Origin of the sequence: Pseudarthrobacter sp. LMD1-1-1.1, assembly GCF_040676255.1 — a bacterium.
In the GTDB taxonomy this organism is placed as follows: Bacteria; Actinomycetota; Actinomycetes; order Actinomycetales; family Micrococcaceae; genus Arthrobacter.
In genome coordinates, this window is sequence record NZ_JBEGHP010000022.1 from 588,345 (window position 1) to 609,861 (window position 21,517).

The following is a 21,517-nucleotide window of genomic DNA, read 5'->3' on the forward strand; positions in this document are numbered from 1 at the left end:
GGCGCCTAGTCGGCGCATTTCATTCCGCCCCTGGCCTGGGGACACTCCCAAAAAGAAGCTATTACCCGAATTTCCAAAATTCTTGTGCTATCCGCAAATTCATGAGAGATTCACACACATCACAGTTGTAACACTAATAACTTGAGTCACAGTAGTATCAAGATTGACAGCGGCACCCCCGTCCGCGTCCGCACCCGCAGTTGAGAAGAGGATTCTTTCCGATGACGATGTCCCGCTCGCCCAAGCAGCCCCCCAAGCCGAGCCTGCCGATGATTGCCGCCACCACTGCGGCGCTGCCAGCGGTCGTATTGTCATCTTTGGCCCTCGCCCAGCCGGCGACCGCCCAGCAGCCCGTACGGAACATTCCCAGCAGCCTTGCAGCTGCAATGAAGGCACAGGCTGCAGCGAAAGCGGCCGGCACCGTAATCCCCGCCGCAGTTGTCTCCACCACCATTCCCGCAGCGTTCCAGCCCGCGCAGCCGGCGGCACCCGCCGAGTACACGATCCTCCGTGGGGATACCGTCAGCGGGATCGCCGGCCGGTTCGGCCTGAACACCGGGGACATCCTGAAGCTGAACAACCTGCAGGCCAACACGATCATTTACCCGGGCCAGAAGCTCAAGCTGTCCGGCTCCGCGGAGCCTGCGGCTCCTGCACCCGCCGCTGCACCCGCAGCTCCGGCTCCCGCAGCGCCGGCCCCCGCGGGCGGCGCGACCTACACGGTAAAGCCCGGCGACACCCTTGGTGCCATCGCGGCCAGGCACAACGTCTCCCTCTCGGACGTCTTCACCTGGAACAACCTCTCCATGCGCTCCATCATCTACCCGGGACAGAAGGTCAAGGTGGGCGGCGGCGATTCCGCGCCCGCCCCCGCAGCCCCGGCTCCCGCCGCACCTGCACCTGCACCGCTGGCAAACACCGCGGCACCGGCAACGGGCTCCTACACCATCAAGGCCGGCGACACGCTCTCCGCCATCGCGTCGCGCCACGGCGTCAAGCTGTCGGACCTGCTCGCCGCGAACAAGCTGGGCATGACCACGGTTATCTACCCGGGCAGCAAGCTGGTGATTCCCGGGGGCTCCGGCCAGGCAGCACAGCCCGCAGCAGCACCCCAGCCCGCAGCCGCTCCCCTGGTGCCCAGTTCTTTCCTGGGGTTCAGCTACCCGGCCGCTGTTGTCAGCTCCGCCAATGAAAACAAGGCCCTGCTGAACGCCTCGCCCGTTCCCTCGCGGGACGAAATGAAGAACATCGTTGCGGACACGGCACGCCGCATGGGCGTGGACCCCTCCCTGGCGTTGGCTTTCGCCTTCCAGGAATCCGGCTTCAACCAGCGCGCCGTGTCGCCCGCCAACGCGATCGGCACCATGCAGGTCATTCCGAGCTCCGGGCAGTGGGCCTCGGACCTGGTTGGACGGAAGCTGAACCTGCTGGACCCGTACGACAACGCCACGGCCGGAGTAGCCATCATCCGGCAGCTCCTGGCCACCAGCAAGGACCAGGACACCGCCATCGCCGGTTACTACCAGGGCCAGTACTCGGTGAGCAAGAACGGTATGTACGACGACACCAAGGCCTACCTGGCAGCCATCAAGGCGCACCAGAAGAACTTCAGCTGAGCTCCGGCCGCTGACCAATTTCATGATTGCGGGTCCGAACCGTTACCGGTTCGGACCCGTTTTCATTTCAGACGCGTTTTGCTGCGGGATTAGGATCGTAAGGTGCAGGAACACGTGTCAGACCCAGTTGTAGGGACGCTGGTGGACAACCGCTATGCCGTCACTTCCAGGATCGCCCGTGGCGGGATGTCCACCGTCTACCTGGCCGTGGACCAAAGACTGGACCGTGAGGTGGCCCTCAAGGTGCTGCATCCCCACCTCGCAGCCGATGAAAACTTCCTGGGCAGGCTGGGCCGCGAGGCCAAGGCCGCCGCCCGCCTGTCCCATCCGCACGTAGTGGGTGTTTTGGACCAGGGAAACGACGGCAACACCGCCTACCTCGTCATGGAATACATCAAGGGCCACACGCTCAGGGACGTCCTCCGCGACCGGGGCGCCCTGCCACCACGGCTGGCTCTGGCACTGATAGATCCGGTAGTGGAGGGGCTGGGAGCGGCACACGCAGCCGGTTTCATCCACCGCGACGTGAAGCCGGAAAACGTCCTGATCGCCGACGACGGCCGGATCAAGATCGGCGACTTCGGCCTCGCCCGTGCCGTAACCAGCTCAACCAGCACCGGAGCCCTGATCGGGACCGTGGCCTACATCTCGCCGGAGCTGGTCCTCGGCAAGCCGGCGGATGCGCGCAGCGACGTCTACTCGGTGGGCATCATGCTGTACGAAATGCTGACCGGGCGGCCGCCGTTCGAGGGCGAAGTACCCATCCAGGTGGCCTACCAGCACGTCAACGGGATGGTCGGGCCGCCGTCGGACCTGGTCCCCCGGCTGGCCGGCGAAGTGGATGAACTGGTGCAGTGGTGTACCGCCAACGATCCCGAGAACCGGCCCGTGGACGGCAACGCGCTGCTCCAGGAGCTGCGCCACATCCGGACCAACCTCACCGATGCGGAGCTGGACCTGCAGCCGCCGGCAGCGGCCGCCGCTGCGTCGCAGCACGCGACGGAAATTCTGGGCCGCACCAGCAATCCGACAACGCTGCTTCCTCCCTCCCGGCCGGCAGCGCCAGCTTACCCGCCCGGGCTTACGCTGCCCGACGACGACGATGCGGACAGCGGCTGGTCTCCCCCGCCGCCGCGGCTGGGCAAGCGGGCGCAGCGGAAAGCGGACCGGGATAGCGAGAAGCTCCGCGCGCTGGCCGCCGCCACACCGGTTCGTACCCTGCGGGAGGGAAATCCGCGCCGCCGCGGCTTCATCTGGGTGGTGGTCCTCATCCTCGCGACCCTGCTGGCGACGGGCGCGGGCTGGTTCTTCGGCATGGGCCCCGGTGCCGCCGCTGCCGTGCCGGCAGTAGCCAACAAGACAGTGGCACAGGCCCAGCAACTGCTCAACGGGGTGGGCTTCCGCTCCACCACGAGCGACGTCTTCGACGACGACGTGCCCACCGGACTCGTGGTGGGCAGTGAGCCTGCCGCTGGGACGGAAATCCGGAAGTTCCAGCCCGTCTCATTGCTGGTGTCCAAGGGGCCGCAGCTTTTCCCATTGCCACCACTCACCGGCGGGACTCTGGACGCGGCGAAGAGCGCCCTGAACGCGGCGGAGATGGCGCTGGGGACGGTCACCGAAAAATTTGATGAGGAAGCAGCTGCCGGTACCGTCCTGTCCCAGGATCCCGCTGCCGGCACCCCTGCCCGGCACGGTACTCCCGTGGGACTTACGGTTTCCAAGGGACCGCAGCCTATTGCCGTTCCGTCGGTCGTCGGTAAGGCCGAGGACGACGCCGTCGCTGCGGTTGAGGCAGCAGGCCTTACTGCCGAGGTAGCCCCCGACCAGGTGTTCGACCGGAACGTTCCGGAGGGCGCCGTGGTCAGCCAGTCCCCGGCCAACGGGACGCTGACCAGGGGCGGCACGGTGACCCTGACCATTTCCAAGGGCCCGAAGATGGTGGCTGTCCCCAGCTTCATCGGCAAGCAGGCCTCGGAGGCACGCAAGGCGCTCGAGGCACTGGGCTTCCAGGTCCGGGTGAACAACATCCTGGGTGGCTTCTTCGGCACCGTGCGGGACCAGTCGCCGGTGGACCGGGAGGTCCCGGAAGGCTCCGTCGTCACCATCACGGTGGTGTAGTCCAGGTGGGCAGGCATCAGCCTGCCCACCTGGAACCGTTTGGCTTGGTTCCTAGTGCTTGGCGAGCGCGCCGGCCACCAGGAAGGCCATTTCGAGTGACTGCATGTGGTTCAGGCGGGGATCGCAGACAGACTCGTAGCGGTCCAGGAACGCATCCTGGTCGATCGGGTCGGCGCCGCCCAGGCACTCGGCGACGTCGTCGCCTGTCATCTCCACGTGCAGGCCGCCCGGTACCGTCCCCAGTCCGTGGTGCACCTCGAAGAACCCGCGCACTTCGTCGATGACGTCGTCGAAGTTCCGCGTCTTGTACCCGTTGGGCGAGGTGACGGTGTTGCCGTGCATGGGGTCGGTGACCCACAGGACCTGCGCCCCGGAGGCGGTGACCTTCTCGACGACGGCCGGCAGCTTTTCGCGGATGTTGCCGGCGCCCATGCGGGTGATGAAGGTGAGGCGGCCGGGCTCGCGGTCCGGGTCGAGCTTGTCGATCAGGCGCAGGGCGTCGTCACCGGTGGTGGACGGACCCAGCTTCACGCCGATGGGGTTGCGTACCCGCGAGAGGAAGTCGACGTGGGCGTGGTCCAGTTCCCGGGTACGCTCGCCGATCCAGAGGAAGTGGGCCGAGGTGTCGTACGGGAAGCCGGTGCGGGAGTCGATGCGGGTCAGCGCGCGTTCGTAATCCAAGAGCAGGGCCTCATGGCTTGCGAAGAATTCCACCCGCTTGAGGGCTTCGAAGTCGGCGCCGCAGGAGTCCATGAACTTGATGGCACGGTCAATGTCGCGGGCCAGTGATTCGTAACGGGCGTGGGCTGGGTTTTCGGTGAACCCCTTGTTCCACTGGTGCACGGAGCGCAGGTCCGCGAAACCGCCCTGTGTGAAGGCGCGGATGAGGTTCAGGGTGGAGGCCGACGTGTGATACGCCCGCAGCATGCGCGCGGCGTCGTGGCCGCGCGACTCGGGGGTGAAGTCGTACCCGTTGACGATGTCGCCGCGGTAGGCGGGCAGGGTCACGCCGTCACGTGTTTCGTCATTGGAGGAGCGCGGCTTGGCGAACTGGCCCGCCATGCGGCCCATCTTGATGACCGGCATCGCGGCACCGTAGGTGAGCACCACGGCCATCTGGAGGATGGTTTTGACTCGGGCGCTGATCTTGTCCGCCGTGGCAGCCTCGAAGGTCTCGGCGCAGTCGCCGCCCTGCAGGAGGAACGCCTTGCCCTGGGCAGCGGCAGCCAGCCGCTCGCGAAGGACGTCCACTTCGCCTGCAAACACCAGCGGCGGCAGGACCGACAGTTCCTTCACCGAGGCCTCAAAGACATCCCGGTCCTGCCAGCTGGGCTGCTGGGAGATGGGAAGGTCCCGCCAGTGGTCCAGTCCGGGATAGTTGGCCGCTCCGCTCTGGGCGGTGCTGGACAGAGAAAAGGCTGGTTTTGCAGATAGCTCAGTCACCCTCTAAGACTAGCGGCAGGGCGGCAGCGGCGGGCACCGGACCGTCACGCTGCCCGCTGTCCCCGTCACAACTGCCCCGGGCCGCCGGAAGGTTCCGCTATCCCGCGGCCTCTGTGCCGGCGTCGTCCTCCACACCGGGGCGGCCCGGCGCCGGGCCTGACCCGGAGTCCTGGACGAATCCGTCTCCGGAGGCTGCCGGGGCCGCGAGGGGCTCGGCGGCAGCCCGCGGTTCCTCCGGCTTCCCGGCCAGCCGCAGCTTCACCACGGCCGCGTATTCATCCACGTACTCCTGGCCGGAGAGCCGCATCAGCCGGGACATGATCTCGTCCGTGACCTGGCGCTGGACCGTGCGGTCCTCGGCCTGCTCCCGGTACTGGCTGAAATCCAGCGGTTCGCCGAAGATCATGCCGATCCTGCGGATGTTGGGCAGGCGCTTGCCGATGGGCTGGACCTTGTCGGTGCCGATCATGGCGACGGGGATCACGGGGACCCCGGCCTGGAGCGCCAACCGTGCCACGCCTACCTTGCCGCGGTACAACCGTCCGTCGGGGCTTCGCGTGCCCTCCGGGTAGATGCCCAGCAGGCCGCCGGCGCTGAGTACTTCCATCCCTGCGTTCAGGGACGCGGCGGAGGCAGCGCCCCCGGAGCGGTCCATGGGCAATTGGTTGGTGAGGCGGAAGAACGCGGCCGTGAGCCTGCCCTTGATGCCGGTTCCCGTGAAGTACTCCGACTTGGCGAGGAAGACCACAGGGCGCCGCACCATGAGCGGCATGAAGATGGAGTCGGAGAACGACAGGTGGTTGGAGGCGATGATGGCGGCCCCCTGCGCCGGAATGTTGTCCAGGCCCTTGACCCAGGGCCTGAAGAGCAGCTTGATCACCGGACCGAGGAAGATCCTTTTCATGACCCAATAGAACACGTGGTGAACCTCTCCGGAAGGCAGCCCCAGGCCCTGCGTCGGGCCTGGCCAGCGATTCAATGCAACCCTACTCTAGTGAGATTTGGCTGGAACAGTGACACGATGGAGTCATGACTGAAAGCAGCCCCCCGTCCCGTCCGGCCGCTTTCAGTTATCCGGGCCACGGCGCCAACGCCCGCACCGGGGTGGCCATTTGCCACGGTTTCACGGGCAGTCCCCTGAGTATCATGCCGTGGGCACAGCACCTCGCGGACCTCGGATACGCCGTATCCGTCCCGCTTCTGCCGGGGCATGGAACAGACTGGCGCCAGCTCGCGCTGACCGGCTGGCAGGACTGGTACCGCAGCTACGAAAAGGCCCTCCTCGAGCTGGCGGCCCGGACGGATTCCTGTTTTACGGCGGGCCTGTCGATGGGCGGTGCGATTGCCCTCCTCGCAGCATCGCGACACCCGGTGGCAGGGGTCAGCGTGGTTAACCCGGGCCTGAGCTTCTACGACCGCCGGGTGCGGATCATCGGCCTCCTCAAATACTTCCAGCGGACCACGGTCCCCATCCAGGAGGAGCAGACCGGGGCGCCGGCGACGAACGATGGCGATTACTCCCTGACGCCGCTCGCGGCAGTGCATGAGCTCAAGAAACTGTTCGGTGCAACCGTACGGGCGCTGCCCGGTGTCGACGCCCCGGTCCAGGTCTTCAAGTCGCGTACCGACGCCGTGGTCCCGCCCACATCGCTGGCCCTGCTGCGGACGGGGTTGGGCGCGAACCTCACCGACGTGGTGGACCTTGCCAGCAGCGGCCATGTGGCTACTCTGGACGTTGACGCGCCCGCGATCTTCGCCAGGTCAGGAGAATTCGTCGCCGCCCACGCCCGCCACACCAGTCCCTTGGAGACGCCATGACCTCCGGTCCGGACCACAGCCCGTTCACCAGCCCCTTCAGCGGCGAAGGATCCCGCACGGGGGTGGTCCTGTCCCACGGCTTCACGGGAAGCCCCCATGGCCTGCGCGCCTGGGCCGCGGCGTTCGCCGCAGCCGGTTTTGCCGTCCGCATGCCGCTGCTGCCCGGCCACGGGACCACGTGGCAGGATCTGGCCCGCACCCGCTGGCAGCAGTGGCACGGCGCCCTGGATGACGCCTTCCTGGAACTGGACGCGGAGTGCGACCAGGTCTTCGCAGCCGGCCTGAGCATGGGCGGGGCTCTGGCCCTGCGCATTGCGGCCACCCGGCCTGTCGCGGGAGTGATCCTGGTGAACCCCGGCCTGGTAATTGATGATCCCCGCGCGCCCTTGGCAGGGATCCTGAAGCTGGTGCTCAAAAGCACCCCCTCCATCGGCAATGACATCCTCAAGGCAGGGATGGATGAGGGTGCCTATGCACGCACACCCGTGGCCGCTGCCCACGAACTGAACAAAATGTTCAGGGACACCGTCCGGCTCCTGCCCCGGGTCACCGCACCCGTGCAGGTCTACCGCTCCACCGTGGACCACGTGGTGTCGGATGCCAGCATGGACGCCCTCCGGCGCGGGCTGACGCACGCTCCGCTGGAAGTGGTGCGGCTGGAGAACAGCTACCACGTCGCGACCCTGGACAACGACGCCGACCGCATCTTTGAGGGGTCTGTTGAGTTCATCCGGCGCGCCCTTCAGGATTCGCCGGCCGGCCCGGCGCGGCCCGGACAGGAGGTCCGCAGTGAACAGGCCTGACTCCGACCAGCCGGACCAGGGCGCCAACCAGGACGACGCCGTCTGGCTGGACCTGGTGGCAAGGCTGGAATCGGACACGGTGGCGATTCGCCCCGATTCCCCCGCCCCCGGGGAACATGTGCCCACCGGTCCGGTGGCTGCTGCGCCGGAACCCCCCGCGCAACCCACGTTCCGCGACTTCGATCCCCTAGGGCTGGCGGGAACTCCTCCCGCCGAAATGTCCGCGGCCGAACGTCAGGCGCGGCCCGGGAATGGCGCGGACGTGCCCGGCGAGGGTCCCAAGGACTATGACGTGGACGACGACGGCGAAGAGTTCGTGCCGGAGGAACCGCCCAGCCTGGCCGGCACCGACCCCCTGACCATGCTCGCCTGGCTAGGGGCCGTCGGCGGACCCGTTGCACTGCTGCTCTCAGCCATGTTCTGGCGGTCAGCGCCCCTGCTGGCCATCGTTGGCATCGTTGCGGTGTTCGTGCTGGCCACGGTGTACCTGATCATGAAGCTGCCCCAGGAAAAGAACGGCGACGACGACGGCGCCAGGGTCTAGCTCCCCGGCGGCCGCACCGCCGTCGTCCTCAGCTGCGGACGCGGCTGCTGACGCGGGAAAGGTCGGCAGCTCCGATGAGCCCCGCGTTGGGGCCCAGGGCCGCCAGCTCGATCCCTGCAGCCGGGCGGAATCCGCGCCCCGTCAGGTTCCGTGCGAAGGCCTTGCGGGCCGGTTCCACCAGCAGGTCGCCCGCTGAGCACAGGCCGCCGCCAATGACGAACAGCCCCGGGTCCAGGGCCGCTGCCAGGTTGGCCAGCCCGAGGCCCAGCCATTCGCCGACCTCCTCGATCAGCTCCCGCGAAGCGGGGTCGCCGGCGAGCGCCAGTTCGGTCACGATGGCTCCGGTGATCGCTTCCGGATGTCCCCCCACGGCCGCCAGCAGGTCCTGGGCCATCGGTGAGTTGGACCGTGCCAGGAGCCGGGCTTCCCGCCCCAGGGCGTTGCCGGAAGCGTACTGTTCCCAGCAGCCGCGGTTGCCGCATTCGCAACGGTGGCCGCCCGGCATGATGATCTGGTGGCCAAACTCCCCTGCCACGCCAAAGCGGCCGCGTTCCACCCTGCCGTCCATCACCATGGCGCCGCCGATGCCGGTACCCAACGTGATGCAGACCAGCCGGTCCTCCCCCTGGCCGGCGCCGAAGCGCCACTCAGCCCATGCTGCGGCATCGGCGTCGTTGGTCAGGAGCACCGGACGGCGGAGGAGCCGCTGGAGGTTGTCACGCAGTGGCTCGTTGCGCCAGGCCAGGTGCGGGCTGAAAAGGACGGTTCCGCCGGCAAGGTCCATCCAGCCGGCTGCGCCGATGCCCACTGACCAGATGCGGTGCCCCCGGCCGAGTTCCTCCACCAGTTCGACAATGACCTGCTCTACTGCCCGCGGGTCCGTTCCGGGGGTTGAGCGGCGGGCCTCGCTGAGGATCCGTCCTTCGGCGTCCACCACGCCGGCAGCGACCTTGGTTCCCCCGATGTCGATTCCGATGGCCAGTCCCTTGCGGCCCAGGCGGAGGTGGCCGCCGGTGCCGCCATGGAGCTGTCCGGCACGGTGGGTGGCGGGACGGCGGCGCCACGGAGCTGGTCTTTTCAGGGGGCCGGCCTGATCGCCGGGCAACGGTCCGTACATAGTCCACCATTCTAGGCGGGCGGAAACATTGTCTTGACATACAGCCCTTCACAGCGCCCATTGACGGCTAAGTTACTCGCCAGTAGGTTTGTGTACTGCACTGTTCCGCCCGGGGTACTAGTCTTTAGGCAAACCCCCTGCGCGGGACTTCAGATATCAAAGGAGCTATAGTGCGCGAATTCAGTGTTCCGCCCCTGGTTGTTGTCCCGCCCGAAACCAACATCACTGACCTGGTGCTGCGGCAGGCGGCCAAGCCCAGCAACCCGGCACTGTTTTCCCGCCTGGACGCCTCGGGTGCGTGGCGCAATGTGTCCGCCACCGAATTCCTGGCCGACGTCAAGGCTTTGGCCAAGGGGCTCATGGCGAGTGGAGTCGGCGCCGGTGACCGTGTGGGCATCATGTCCCGTACCCGCTACGAGTGGTCTCTCGTGGACTTTTCCATCTGGTTCGCAGGAGCGGTCTCGGTCCCCATCTATGAAACCTCCTCCCCTTCCCAGGTGGCCTGGAACCTGGGCGACTCCGGCGCGGTGGCCGCGTTCGGCGAGTCCGCCCAGCACGAGAACATCATCCGCCAGGCCGTCACCGCCGAAGGCCTGACGGACGTGCAGCACGTGTGGCAGCTTGAGGGCCAGGGCCTGGACAGCCTCCGGGAAGCAGGGCGCGGCGTCAGCGACGAGGACCTCGAGTCCCGCCGCAAAGCTGCGGGACTGCGAGACGTCGCCACCATCATCTACACCTCCGGAACCACGGGACGCCCCAAGGGCTGTGAGCTGACGCACGGCAACTTCGTGGAACTCTCGGACAATGCCCTGGGCATTATCGGCGAAATTGTCCACGAACATGCCAAGACCATCATGTTCCTGCCGCTGGCCCACGTGTTCGCCCGGTACATCTCGGTACTGGCGATGGCAGCCGGAACCACGGTGGCCCACACCCCGGACATCAAGAACCTCCTGGCTGACCTGCAGAGCTACGAACCGACGTTCATCCTGGCGGTGCCCAGGGTCTTCGAGAAGGTCTACAACTCCGCGCTGACCAAGGCCGAGGACGGCGGCAAAGGCGCCATCTTCCACCGGGCTGCCGAGACTGCCATCGCCTTCTCGAAGGCGCGGCAGGACGGACGGGTGGGACTGAGCCTGAAGCTGCGGCACGCGTTGTTCGACAAGCTGGTCTACGGCAAGCTGCGGGCTGCCATGGGTGGACATGTTGCCCATGCCGTGTCCGGTGGCGGCCCCCTGGGCGAGCGGCTGGGCCACTTCTTCCAGGGCATCGGCCTGCAGGTGCTGGAGGGATACGGGCTCACCGAAACCACCGCGCCCATCACGGTGAACACCCCGTCCCGGATCAAGATCGGTTCCGTGGGCAAGCCCCTCCCGGGCAACTCCGTCAAGATTGCCGACGACGGCGAGATCCTGGCCAAGGGAGTCTGCGTCATGCGCGGCTACTACGGGCGGGATGACCTCACCGCGGAGGCGTTCACGGATGGCTGGTTCCATACCGGGGACATCGGCAAGCTGGATGACGATGGTTTCGTCTGGATCACCGGCCGCAAAAAGGAAATCATCGTCACCGCCGGCGGCAAGAACGTCATCCCGGCCCTGCTGGAGGACCAGATCCGTGCCGACGCCCTGGTATCGCAGGTTCTCGTGGTGGGCGACAACAGGCCCTTCATCGGGGCCCTGGTAACCCTGGACCAGGAAGCCCTGCCGGGCTGGCTCCAGCGCCACGGCCTTCCGGCGGACACCACCCTGGAGCAGGCAGCGGCCAATCCAGTGGTGAAGGCAGCAGTGCAGGACCTCATTACCGCGGCAAATTCGTCGGTCTCCCAGGCCGAGGCCATCAAGTCCTTCCGCATCGTTCCGGCCGACTTCACCGAAGCCTCCGGGCACCTCACGCCGTCAATGAAGGTCAAAAGGTCGCAGGTCATGAAGGACTTCGAAAGCGTAATCGAGGAAATGTACTCCGCCCCGCGCTCCTGAGGCCGGTAACACGAAAGGGTCCTCCCATGGCGGGAGGACCCTTTCCTGTTCCACGGACCACCCCTGGTCCGGCATCGGGTACTACAGTGGTTGCATGGCTGCCAGCCGCAAACCGCTCGATGACCTGCGCGAAACCATCGGACACCTCGCCGATCAGCTCAAGCTGCCCGGCGGTTCCGAGCGCGTGGACGACCTCGTGGGCGATCTCATGGGGGCCAGGCCCGGGCCGGCCCGGCCGCTGTCCGAAGTGCAGGCTGAACTCGACGCGCTGGTCGGACTGGAAACCGTGAAGGAACAGGTGCGGGCCCTCGTCGCACTGCTCCAGGTCCAGGCACGCCGTAAGGCGCACGGCCTGCCGGAGGTTGCCACATCACAGCACCTGGTGTTCCTGGGAAACCCGGGCACGGGCAAAACCACCGTGGCGCGGCTCCTGGCCGAGATGTACCGCGCGGTCGGCCTGCTGCAGAAAGGCCACCTGGTGGAGGTGGACCGTTCGGGCCTGGTGGGGCAGTACGTCGGCCAGACCGCCATCAAGACGGACCGGGTGATCCGGCGCGCGCTGGACGGTGTCCTGTTCATCGATGAGGCCTACGCGCTGGCCCCTGAGGACGGCCGGATGGACTTCGGCCCGGAGGCGATCGAGGTCCTGCTCAAGCGGATGGAGGACCACCGCCACCGCCTGGTGGTGATTGTGGCAGGGTATCCGGCGCTGATGGAGTCCTTCCTGCTCTCGAACCCCGGGCTGCGCTCCCGGTTCGCCCGTGAGATCACCTTCCCCGATTACTCCGTGGACGCGCTCCAGACGATCTTCCACCAGATGCTGGCCCAGCATGAGTACATGCTGGAGCCGGGTGCGGACCAGATGCTGCGCCGCATCTTCACCGGGCTCCATGCGGGCGAAGACTCCGGCAACGCGCGGTTCGCCCGCACGCTGTTCGAGCAGGCACTCAACCGCCAGGCGCTGCGGCTCTCGCTCGACGAGGAACAAAGCCTCGACGCCCTCGATCGTGAAGCCGTCATGACCCTCACCGCGGACGACATCGTCCAGGCCGCGCTGGCCCTCGGCGAGGAGCCGGAGCCTGAACCGGCGCCGGAACCGGAGCAGCCACGCTGGTGGCGCTGGCTGGCCTGACCGGACCACTGCGGCTTTGCACTGTTCCCGGGATGGCGGGCTTTCCTTCTCCACGCAAAACTGCTCCCCGAAGGCCGGAACTGAATTCATCAGTCCAACTTCCGGGGAGCCGTTCACGAGCGGGAGGACCCTTTCGCCGTCTCCGGTGAAGCCTACTGGTCGATGACCAGCAGCAGGTCTCCGCCCTGGACCTGTTCCACGGCGGAGATGGCGAGGCGGGACACCTTGCCGGCTACCGGCGTCGTAATGGACGCTTCCATCTTCATTGCCTCGATGGTGGCCACGGTGTCTCCGGCCTTGACCGTCTCCCCTGGCTTGACGGTGACGGTGACGGCACCGGCGAAGGGGGCGGCCACCTGGCCGGGCTGCGCGGGATCGGCTTTCTCAGCGGCCTTGACGTTGCTCACCACGGAACGGTCGCGCACCACCACGGGACGGGACTGGCCGTTCAGCGTGCACATGACGGTACGCATGCCCTTCTCGTCCGGCTCCGACACGGCCTCCAGGGAGGCGATCAACCGTACGCCGCGTTCCAGCTGGATTTCGTGCTCGGTGCCGCGCTGGAGGCCGTAGAGGTAATCACGGGTATCCAGCACCGAGATGTTCCCGTATGTCTCCACGCTCTTCAGGTAGTCCTTGGTGGGCCCGTCGAAAAGCAGCCGGTTCAGCGTGTGCTGCCGGGTCTTGGAGTCGGACTTGAGCGCTGCGCTGTCCTCGGCGCTGAGCTCGACGTCGCGGACCTTGACGCTCCTGCCCTGCAGGGCCTTGGTGCGGAAGGGTTCCGGCCAGCCTCCGGGAGGATCGCCGAGCTCGCCGGACAGGAAGCCGATGACGGAATCGGGGATGTCGTAGTTCTGCGGGTTGGCCTCGAAGTCGGCGGGGTCCGCGTTGAGTCCCACCAGGTGCAGGGCGAGGTCGCCCACCACCTTGGAGGACGGCGTCACCTTGACCAGGTGGCCAAGGATCCGGTCCGCTGCCGTGTACATGTCCTCGATCGCTTCGAACCGCTCCCCCAGGCCCAGGGCCATGGCCTGCTGGCGCAGGTTGGAGAGCTGCCCGCCGGGAATCTCGTGCTTGTACACCCGGCCGGTGGGGCCGGGCAGGCCGGACTCGAACGGCGCGTAGACGCGGCGGACGGCCTCCCAGTACGGCTCGAGCGAGCTGACGGCGTCCAGGCTGAGGCCGGTGTCCCGGGGCGTGTGGGCCAGCGCAGCAACAAGGGCCGACGCCGACACCTGGCTGGTGGTGCCGGCCAGGGATGCGGAAGCCACGTCCACGGCATCCACACCGGCGTCGACAGCCGCCAGGAGCGTAGCCAGCTGGCCGCCTGCGGTGTCGTGGGTGTGCAGGTGGACGGGCAGGTCGAAGCGTTCACGCAGCGCCGCGACGAGCTTGGCGGCGGCAGCGGGCCGAAGCAGCCCGGCCATGTCCTTGATGGCCAGGATGTGGGCTCCGGCGTCGACAATCTTCTGCGCCAGCCCCAGGTAGTAGTCCAGGGTGTAGAGCTTCTCTTCCGGGTCCAGCATGTCGCCGGTGTAGCAAAGCGCCACCTCTGCGACGGCGGTGCCGGTGGCCCGGACCGCGCGGATGGCAGGAGCCATCTGGTTGACGTCGTTCAGGGCGTCGAAGATGCGGAAGATGTCAATGCCCGTAGCGGCAGCCTCGTTGACGAAAGCTTCGGTCACTTCTTCGGGGTAAGGGGTGTAGCCCACGGTGTTGCGGCCGCGCAGCAGCATCTGGATGCAGACGTTGGGCATGGCCTTGCGCAGTGCAGCGAGCCGGTCCCAGGGGTCCTCGCCCAGGAAGCGCAGTGCCACGTCATAGGTGGCGCCGCCCCAGGCCTCGACGGACAGCAACTGCGGCATGAGGGCCGTAACGGCGGGGCCGGCGGCGACGAGGTCGCGGGTGCGGACACGCGTGGCCAGCAGGGACTGGTGCGCGTCACGGAAGGTGGTGTCGGTGACGGCAACGGCATTCTGCCCGCGCAGTGCCTTCGCGAAGCCTTCCGGGCCCAGCTCAAGAAGCTTCTGGCGTGAACCGGGTCCTGCCTGCATGTCCTTGACGTCGGGCAGCTTGTGGGCCGGGTCCGAATGCACGGCCCGGTCGCCGTTGGGCTTGTTGACGGTGACGTCGGCCAGCCAGGTCAGGAGCTTGGTGCCGCGGTCGGCCGAGACGCGGGCCTTGAGCAGCTCCGGGCGCTGGTCGATGAAGTTCGTGGCCACATCCCCGGCGATGAAGTCCGGGTCATCCAGCACAGCCTGGAGGAAGGGGATGTTCGTGGAGACGCCGCGGATGCGGAACTCCGCAAGTGCGCGGCGGGCGCGGGCAACCGCGGCGGGGTAATCCCTGCCGCGGCAGGTGAGCTTGACCAGCATGGAGTCGAAGTGGGGGCTGATCTCGGCACCGGAGTAGACCGTGCCGCCGTCCAGGCGGACACCGGCACCGCCTGCCGAACGGTATCCGGTGATCTTTCCGACGTCGGGGCGGAACCCGTTGGCGGGGTCCTCGGTGGTGATGCGGCTCTGGAGGGCGGCGCCGCGAAGCCGGACGGTGTCCTGGGAGAGGCCAAGATCGGCCAGCGTCTCTCCGGAGGCAATCCGCATCTGGGCCTGGACCAGGTCCACGTCCGTGACTTCCTCGGTGACCGTGTGCTCCACCTGGATGCGCGGGTTCATTTCGATGAAGACGTGCTGGCCCGCCCGCTCGCCCTCCGTGTCAACCAGGAATTCGACGGTACCGGCGTTGACGTAGTTCAGTGCCTTGGCGAACTTCACGGCATCCCGGTACAGGGCCTGGCGGATGCCCTCATCAAGGTTGGGCGCGGGGGCGATCTCGATGACCTTCTGGTGCCGCCGCTGGATGGAGCAGTCGCGCTCGAAGAGGTGCATGACGTTGCCCTCGGCGTCCGCGAGGATCTGCACTTCGATGTGCCGCGGGCGGAGGACCGCCTGCTCCAGGAACATGGTGGGATCACCGAACGCAGCATCGGCTTCGCGCATGGCTGACTTCAGGGCTTCCGGCAGTGCCTCGCGGGTGTCCACCCGCCGCATGCCGCGGCCACCGCCGCCGGCGACAGCCTTGGCGAAAATGGGGAATCCGATCTCATCGGCGGCGGCCAGGAGCTCGTCCAGGTCTTTGGACGGCTCGCTGGACTTCAGGACCGGCACCCCGGCCTCCCGGGCCGCCTTCAGGGCCGCCACCTTGTTGCCGGCGAGCTCAAGCACTTCGGCGGGCGGACCCACGAAAGTGATGCCGGCTTCCTTTGCCGCTCGTGCCAGTTCCGGGTTCTCGGAGAGGAAACCGTAGCCCGGGTAGATGGCGTCTGCGCCGGACTCCTTCGCGACGCGCACCACTTCCGCCACGTCCAGGTATGCGCGGACGGGATGTCCTTCCTCGCCAATCAGGTAGGCCTCGTCCGCTTTCTGGCGGTGGATCGAGTTACGGTCCTCTTGGGGAAAAACGGCAACGGTCTTAGCGCCCAGCTCGTAGCCGGCGCGGAAGGCCCTGATCGCGATTTCGCCGCGGTTGGCCACCAGAACTTTGGAAAACATACTTCTCCTGCATCATTGCGGGTGGATCGATGAGTGGTCACAGTGTCTAGGACCTGCAAGGACAAACACAAATCTTTGTGGCCACGGTCACAGATTTTCCCGTCATGTCCCGAACGCTTTCAGCCTGGCTGGCGGAAACCGCCCCGGCAGCACAGTCGGTGCCATGCCGACGCCCGATAAAGCAGGATTCGCCGACGCATCAACATATGATGAGTAGGGCGGCAGGACCGTCCGGCTTCGGCTCTGCCGAGGCAAACATTACCCCCAACACGGCATCCGGCGTTAGGTTTTGGTCTCTCAAGTGCAAGTAGTCAGCATCAGCAGCCTCAAGGGTGGAGTCGGCAAGACTTCCGTCACCACAGGATTGGCGTCTGCGGCGCTGGCCGCAGGAGTCCGCACGCTGGTGGTGGACCTGGATCCGCACGCCGACGCCACCACCGCCCTAGGCGTGCAGCCGGGTGACCAGCTGGATATCGGCAGGATGCTGAAGAGCCCGCGCCGGGCGAAGCTGGCTGAGAACGTGGTGCGGAGCAGCTGGGCCGACCACGCCCCCTCCAACGGTTCCGGGCCCGCCGTCCTGGATGTCGCCGTCGGCTCCGCCTACACCGGTATCTACGACCGGCCGGACCTTGGCCGCCGCGATCTCCGGCGGCTTTCCGCCGTGCTCGCCGGCGCCGCGGACTACCAGCTGGTCCTGGTCGACTGCCCGCCCTCGCTCAATGGCCTGACGCGCATGGCCTGGGCGGCCAGTGACAAAGTGGCCCTGGTGGCCGAGCCGGGCCTGTTCTCTGTTGCCGGTACCGAACGCACCATGCGGGCCATCCAGCTGTTCAAGCAGGAGTTTGCGCCCAATCTTTCGCCGGCAGGGATCGTTGCCAACCGGGTCCGGAGCGGTTCCTCCGAGCACACCTACCGGCTTGCGGAGATGGAGTCCATGTTCGGCGAACTCCTGCTGAGCCCGCGCATTCCTGAGCAGGCCAACTGGCAGCAGATCCAGGGCGCAGCCCACCCCGTCCACCATTGGCCGGGTGATTCGGCAAAGTCCGCGGCCGGTTTGTTTGACGACCTGCTGTCCAACCTGATGACGGCCGGCAGCGGCCTCCGCAGCCGCGCCCGCTGACCGGGACGTTCCGCAGGCCGCAGAAACCACAGCGCTTAAACGAATAAGGGGCCGCCCTCCAGCTGGAGGGCGGCCCCTTATTCGTATGGCTGCGGGTGGGTCAGCTGATCTTCCGCGCTGCCCGGCGCTTGCTCAGTTCGTCGTCCGGAAAGGACTGTTCGGCGGCGTGCTCGCTGGGCAGCGATGCAAGGCTGCCCTCGACCTCGCGCCATACGCGTCCCACTGCGATGCCGAACACGCCCTGGCCGCCCTGCACCAGGTCAATGACCTCATCGGCGGAGGTGCACTCGTAGACGCTGGCACCGTCGCTCATGAGCGTGATCTGTGCCAGGTCCTCAACGCCGCGCTCCCGCAGGTGTTCCACGGCGGTGCGGATCTGCTGGAGGGAAACTCCGGTGTCCAGGAGCCTTTTGACCACTTTGAGGACCAGGATGTCGCGGAATCCGTAGAGCCGCTGCGAGCCTGAACCGGCGGCGCCGCGGACGGCCGGTTCGACGAGTCCGGTGCGGGCCCAGTAATCGAGCTGGCGGTAAGTGATGCCTGCGGCCTTGCAGGCAGTGGGGCCACGGTAGCCGGCGTCCTCATCCAGTACCGGCAGGTCTTCGGTGAACAGGAGGCCTTGGGCACCACTCACGGGCACAGCAACACCAGCCGTGGGCTGTTTAAGCCCGCCTGCTTCGCCTTTGGGACTCACCTGGATCCTCCTTGTCGTACGCTCCCCCGGAACTGATACAGCATCCTTGGCATGAAGACCATGGGTGTAATTTCTCCGCGGGGCGCACTTTCCAGTGTGACTTGCGCGGCTGCCGTAAGCAAGGGAACTTGATACTTCGACGTTAGGCCCGGCGGGTCCCGAGGTCAAAGACCTCGGGGGCTTCGAAGAGGCGTGTCGAAACTTTCAGCCTTAACTTTAACCTTAACGTGACCTTAGCCGTCGAAGTCCTCTGGTTCCACGTCGTCCAGGAATTCACGGAAGCGCCGCAGTTCGCGCTCCTCGTCCACGGTGGGGCCCGGCTCGGCGTCTTCCCCCTCGTCGTGCTCCGTAATGCGGACGCCTGCCTCATCCATTACGGAATCGGCACACCAGATCCGGCACTTGGCGCGCAGCGCGACCGCCAGCGCGTCCGAGGCGCGCGAGCTCACGGTGGTGCCGTTTTCGAACTGCAGCTGCCCGTAGAAGATGTTGTCCTCCACGGCCACGATGTTGACGCTGACCACGGAGTGGCCCAGCGACTCCACCACGTCCACCAGGAGATCGTGGGTCATGGGCCGGGGCGGGACCACGCCCTGCTGGGCCAGGGCGATGGCGCTGGCTTCCGGGGTGCCAATCCAAATGGGAACGTGGCGTTCGCCGTGCATCTCTTTGAGCAGGACCAGCGGCTGGTTGGAAGGCAGTTCGATGCGAACGCCTACAATCTCGACTTCGATCATCAGATGTCCATGCGTGAGATGTGGTCCTGCACCAGGGCCCGGTGCAGGGTGAGGCAAAGATCGCTGATCTCGCGGGCCGCCTCTGCCGCGCGTGCCTGGGATGCCGAGTCCTTGCGTGAGGCAAGGGGCGCGACAGCGCGTTCCACCAGGCCGAATTCCCGTTCGGCTGCTGCCTGGAAGGGCCTCAGGTGCCGTGGTTCCAGGCCGTGGCTTTCCAGCTGGACGCAGGCGCGGGCCACTTGGAGGGCGTGCTCGTCGAACTGGCCGTTGCTGTGGCTGATGAGGCCGAAGCTCAGGAGGGACTGCAGGAGCGGTACGCTGGCGCCGGACTCGGTACGGAGCTGCTCCTCGCTCAGCTTGCGGCCACGGTTTTGCAGTTCGGCGGCCAGTTCATCGGAGACAATGCGGGGGGAAACCACGACGCCGGGCGGCAGGTTCTCCGGCCGTTCTCCCCTGTCGATGGCGTCAAGGTAGTCCTTGATCACTTTCAGGGGCAGGTACTGGTCCCGTTGCAGGGCCAGCACGAACCGCAGCCGCTCCACGTCGCCATCCGAGTACTGCCGGTAGCCAGCGGGGGTGCGCCGCGGGTTGATCAGCCCTTTTTCCTCCAGGAAGCGGATCTTCGACGCGGTCATGCCCGGGAAGTCGGCGCTCAGCTGGGCGAGGACTTCACCAATGTTCAGGACCTGGGGGCCCCGGCGTTCCGGTTGTGCCATTGCCACAGGCAGCGGTCCCCGGTTCAGCTGCGGCCTGCAGCCGTGGCAGGGCTCAGGTAGAAGGTGAGGCGGAACTTGCCGATCTGGACTTCGCTGCCGGACTTCAGCTCCACGCTGTCCACGCGGTCATGGTTGACGTACGTGCCATTGAGGCTGTTCTTGTCCACCACTTCGAAGCTGCGGGCGGTGCGCCGGAACTCCACGTGGCGCCGCGATACCGTGACGTCGTCCAGGAAGATGTCGGCGTCGGGGTGGCGCCCCGCGGTGGTCACATCCGAATCCAGGAGGAACCGGGCACCGGCGTTCGGGCCGCTGTGGGCAACGAGCAGCGCCGAGCCGGCAGGCAGGGCCTCCACCGAGTTGCGCTCTTCCGAGGACAGCTTGGGCGCGATGATGGGTTCGTCAGTGACGGGGGTGAGATGGATCGAGGTGGTCTCCGACGACCTAGCCGCACCCGTGCCGTATTCCCCATCGGCAGGGTTGTGTCTGTGGCCAGCCATGGATTCCTCCTCTTAGACGTTGCGGGCACTCAACCCGCAACCAACGGTTAGTCTCCGGTCCTGTCCGGCAGGTCCGGCGCCGGCTCCCGATCCGGGCTCTGACGTGCGCAGACGCCATGCCCGCGACGCGGGGCCGGACCGGAAATACCGGTTAGCTTTAGCCTACCTGTTGTTCGTACTCGGATGCACTGAGCAAAGACTCAACGGCGTCAGGTTCGGCCAGTTTGATCTCGATGAGCCAGCCGTCGCCGTAGGGATCGGTGTTGATCAGGGCCGAATCGCTGTCCAGGGAGTCGTTGCGTGCCACGACTTCGCCGGAAACGGGTGCGTAGATGTCGCTCACGCTCTTGGTGGACTCAACCTCACCCACCACTTCGTTTGCCGTAATCTTCGTGCCGACCTCGGGCATCTGGGCGTAGACGACGTCTCCGAGCGCGTCCTGGGCAAAATCCGTGATTCCCACGCGGACCACGCCGTCGGCATTCGGGGCGGTAACCCACTCGTGTTCGGCGGTGTAGGACAGGTCTTCGGGAATGTTGCTCATGGGGGGCCTTTCATCGGGGTACGCGCCAATGTCACAAGGGGCCCGGAAATCGGGCCGCCGCTGAAAGTATAGGCATAACTGCCGGGGCCGGCACGGGCCTTTCTGACAAGATGGAACCCATGAGTGCAAGCACCGGTGCAGCATCTTTGGGGAAGGTGGGGTAGGCCATGCCGGAACTGCCGGAAGTCGCAGGCCTGGCCGCGTTCCTTGATGAACAGCTGCGTGGCTGCGTGGTCACCAAGCTGCAGGTTGTCTCCTTTGCCGTGCTCAAGACGGCCGATCCTCCCTATAACGCGGTCGAGGGCCGCACCGTATCCGGCGTCCGGCGGTTCGGAAAATTCATCAGCATCGATACCGGCGGCATTTCCCTGGTGTTCCATCTGGCACGGGCCGGCTGGGTGCGCTTCACGGACTCCCCCGCCGACAGCCAGCTCCGGATGGGCAAGGGCCTCATCGCGGTCCGGGGCGCTTTCTCCGGGCCGGATGGTCCGCGCGGGCTGGACCTGACGGAAGCGGGTACCAAGAAGAGCCTGGCGGTCTACGTGGTGCGTGATCCGCAGGAGGTGCCGGGCATCGCCTCGCTGGGCCCGGACCCCTTCACGGAGGCGTTCGACGCCGGCATGCTGGCTGAGATCCTGGCCGGCAGTTCGCAGCAGATCAAGGGCCTCCTGCGCAGCCAGAGCGTCATCGCGGGGATCGGCAACGCGTACAGCGACGAGATCCTGCACGCGGCCCGCATCTCGCCCTTCGCCATCGCGAAGTCACTGGACCGGGAGACCGTACAGGTGCTGTACGACGCCATCCACAGCGTACTGGGCGCAGCGCTGGCGGAAGCGGCCGGCAAGCCGCCCAAGGATCTCAAGGACGTCAAACGCAGCCATATGCGGGTCCACGCCCGTGCCGGCCAACCCTGCCCGGTCTGCGGCGACACCGTCCGTGAGGTGTCGTTTGCGGATACCGCACTGCAGTACTGCCCCACCTGCCAGACCAAGGGCAAGATCCTGGCTGACCGGCGCACGTCCAAGTTCCTGAAGTAGGAAGATCAGGCACCCGGGGCGTTGCACGGCCTGCCCGGGCAGATT

Annotated in this window: 18 protein-coding genes; 9 read left to right on the top strand and 9 right to left on the bottom strand. The window is 66.6% G+C overall.

The genetic code is table 11. The features are described from left to right. The first annotated feature begins 221 nt into the window (after window positions 1-221). Both MRBLMD1_RS13235 and pknB read left to right on the top strand, forming a co-directional pair. Window positions 222-1,616: a LysM peptidoglycan-binding domain-containing protein gene (locus tag MRBLMD1_RS13235; protein WP_364400265.1), complete on the top strand. Its 1,395-nt coding sequence runs from the start codon at window positions 222-224 to the stop codon at window positions 1,614-1,616. Between the two features lie 102 nt (window positions 1,617-1,718). Continuing rightward, entirely contained in the window at window positions 1,719-3,737 is a 2,019-nt protein-coding gene (gene pknB, locus MRBLMD1_RS13240; protein ID WP_364400268.1) for a Stk1 family PASTA domain-containing Ser/Thr kinase, read from the top strand. A gap of 51 nt (window positions 3,738-3,788) precedes the next feature. Here the strand turns inward: pknB and MRBLMD1_RS13245 are convergent, their stop codons facing one another. After that, window positions 3,789-5,180, bottom strand: a complete 1,392-nt coding sequence (locus MRBLMD1_RS13245; protein ID WP_159632253.1) for a class II 3-deoxy-7-phosphoheptulonate synthase — start codon at window positions 5,178-5,180, stop codon at window positions 3,789-3,791. Window positions 5,181-5,277: 97 nt separating this feature from the next. Beyond that, window positions 5,278-6,099, bottom strand: coding sequence for a lysophospholipid acyltransferase family protein (locus tag MRBLMD1_RS13250; protein ID WP_364400271.1), 822 nt, complete (start codon window positions 6,097-6,099; stop codon window positions 5,278-5,280). A gap of 110 nt (window positions 6,100-6,209) precedes the next feature. On the opposite strand from MRBLMD1_RS13250, the gene MRBLMD1_RS13255 reads away from it, so the two are divergent. The 3 genes from MRBLMD1_RS13255 to MRBLMD1_RS13265 are packed head-to-tail and all read left to right on the top strand — an operon-like array spanning window position 6,210 to window position 8,345. Continuing rightward, complete coding sequence (locus MRBLMD1_RS13255) at window positions 6,210-6,998, top strand: alpha/beta hydrolase (RefSeq protein ID WP_364400274.1); 789 nt, start codon at window positions 6,210-6,212, stop codon at window positions 6,996-6,998. Next, the gene (locus MRBLMD1_RS13260) at window positions 6,995-7,801 is read left to right on the top strand and encodes an alpha/beta hydrolase (protein ID WP_364400277.1); all 807 of its coding nucleotides are present in this window, start codon (window positions 6,995-6,997) and stop codon (window positions 7,799-7,801) included. The genes MRBLMD1_RS13255 and MRBLMD1_RS13260 overlap by 4 nt, the downstream gene beginning before the upstream one ends. Then, the gene (locus tag MRBLMD1_RS13265; RefSeq protein WP_364400280.1) at window positions 7,788-8,345 is read left to right on the top strand and encodes a hypothetical protein; all 558 of its coding nucleotides are present in this window, start codon (window positions 7,788-7,790) and stop codon (window positions 8,343-8,345) included. Before MRBLMD1_RS13260 ends, MRBLMD1_RS13265 begins: the two co-directional genes overlap by 14 nt. A gap of 28 nt (window positions 8,346-8,373) precedes the next feature. Here the strand turns inward: MRBLMD1_RS13265 and MRBLMD1_RS13270 are convergent, their stop codons facing one another. Beyond that, window positions 8,374-9,462: an ROK family glucokinase gene (locus MRBLMD1_RS13270; RefSeq protein ID WP_159632258.1), complete on the bottom strand. Its 1,089-nt coding sequence runs from the start codon at window positions 9,460-9,462 to the stop codon at window positions 8,374-8,376. Window positions 9,463-9,632: 170 nt separating this feature from the next. Between MRBLMD1_RS13270 and MRBLMD1_RS13275 the strand changes: the two genes are divergently transcribed. Both MRBLMD1_RS13275 and MRBLMD1_RS13280 read left to right on the top strand, forming a co-directional pair. Then, a complete protein-coding gene (locus tag MRBLMD1_RS13275) occupies window positions 9,633-11,441 on the top strand; it encodes an AMP-dependent synthetase/ligase (protein WP_364400283.1) in 1,809 nt (602 codons plus the stop codon). Between the two features lie 94 nt (window positions 11,442-11,535). Continuing rightward, complete coding sequence (locus tag MRBLMD1_RS13280) at window positions 11,536-12,573, top strand: AAA family ATPase (RefSeq protein ID WP_159632260.1); 1,038 nt, start codon at window positions 11,536-11,538, stop codon at window positions 12,571-12,573. Window positions 12,574-12,725: 152 nt separating this feature from the next. Here MRBLMD1_RS13280 and MRBLMD1_RS13285 read toward each other — a convergent pair whose 3' ends face one another. Beyond that, complete coding sequence (locus tag MRBLMD1_RS13285; RefSeq protein ID WP_159632261.1) at window positions 12,726-16,124, bottom strand: pyruvate carboxylase; 3,399 nt, start codon at window positions 16,122-16,124, stop codon at window positions 12,726-12,728. 301 nt (window positions 16,125-16,425) lie between these two features. Here MRBLMD1_RS13285 and MRBLMD1_RS13290 point away from each other — a divergent pair, with 301 nt between their 5' ends. Beyond that, window positions 16,426-17,244, top strand: a complete 819-nt coding sequence (locus MRBLMD1_RS13290) for a ParA family protein (RefSeq protein WP_364400288.1) — start codon at window positions 16,426-16,428, stop codon at window positions 17,242-17,244. A gap of 100 nt (window positions 17,245-17,344) precedes the next feature. Here MRBLMD1_RS13290 and MRBLMD1_RS13295 read toward each other — a convergent pair whose 3' ends face one another. The 5 genes from MRBLMD1_RS13295 to gcvH all read right to left on the bottom strand — a co-directional run bounded on the left by MRBLMD1_RS13295 (window position 17,345) and on the right by gcvH (window position 20,435). Next, entirely contained in the window at window positions 17,345-17,938 is a 594-nt protein-coding gene (locus MRBLMD1_RS13295) for a MerR family transcriptional regulator (protein WP_018763528.1), read from the bottom strand. Window positions 17,939-18,171: 233 nt separating this feature from the next. After that, a complete protein-coding gene (locus tag MRBLMD1_RS13300) occupies window positions 18,172-18,675 on the bottom strand; it encodes a bifunctional nuclease family protein (RefSeq protein WP_056331728.1) in 504 nt (167 codons plus the stop codon). Beyond that, window positions 18,675-19,391 (bottom strand): MerR family transcriptional regulator, encoded by a 717-nt coding sequence (locus MRBLMD1_RS13305; protein ID WP_018763526.1) that lies wholly within the window; start codon window positions 19,389-19,391, stop codon window positions 18,675-18,677. Before MRBLMD1_RS13305 ends, MRBLMD1_RS13300 begins: the two co-directional genes overlap by 1 nt. A gap of 23 nt (window positions 19,392-19,414) precedes the next feature. After that, window positions 19,415-19,891, bottom strand: coding sequence for an FHA domain-containing protein (locus MRBLMD1_RS13310; RefSeq protein ID WP_159632263.1), 477 nt, complete (start codon window positions 19,889-19,891; stop codon window positions 19,415-19,417). Window positions 19,892-20,048: 157 nt separating this feature from the next. After that, window positions 20,049-20,435 carry a glycine cleavage system protein GcvH gene (gcvH, locus tag MRBLMD1_RS13315; protein WP_159632264.1) on the bottom strand — a complete coding sequence of 129 codons (387 nt, stop codon included), beginning with the start codon at window positions 20,433-20,435 and terminating at the stop codon, window positions 20,049-20,051. Window positions 20,436-20,602: 167 nt separating this feature from the next. Here gcvH and MRBLMD1_RS13320 point away from each other — a divergent pair, with 167 nt between their 5' ends. Then, window positions 20,603-21,472: an Fpg/Nei family DNA glycosylase gene (locus MRBLMD1_RS13320; RefSeq protein WP_364400293.1), complete on the top strand. Its 870-nt coding sequence runs from the start codon at window positions 20,603-20,605 to the stop codon at window positions 21,470-21,472. The last annotated feature ends 45 nt before the right edge of the window (window positions 21,473-21,517 follow it).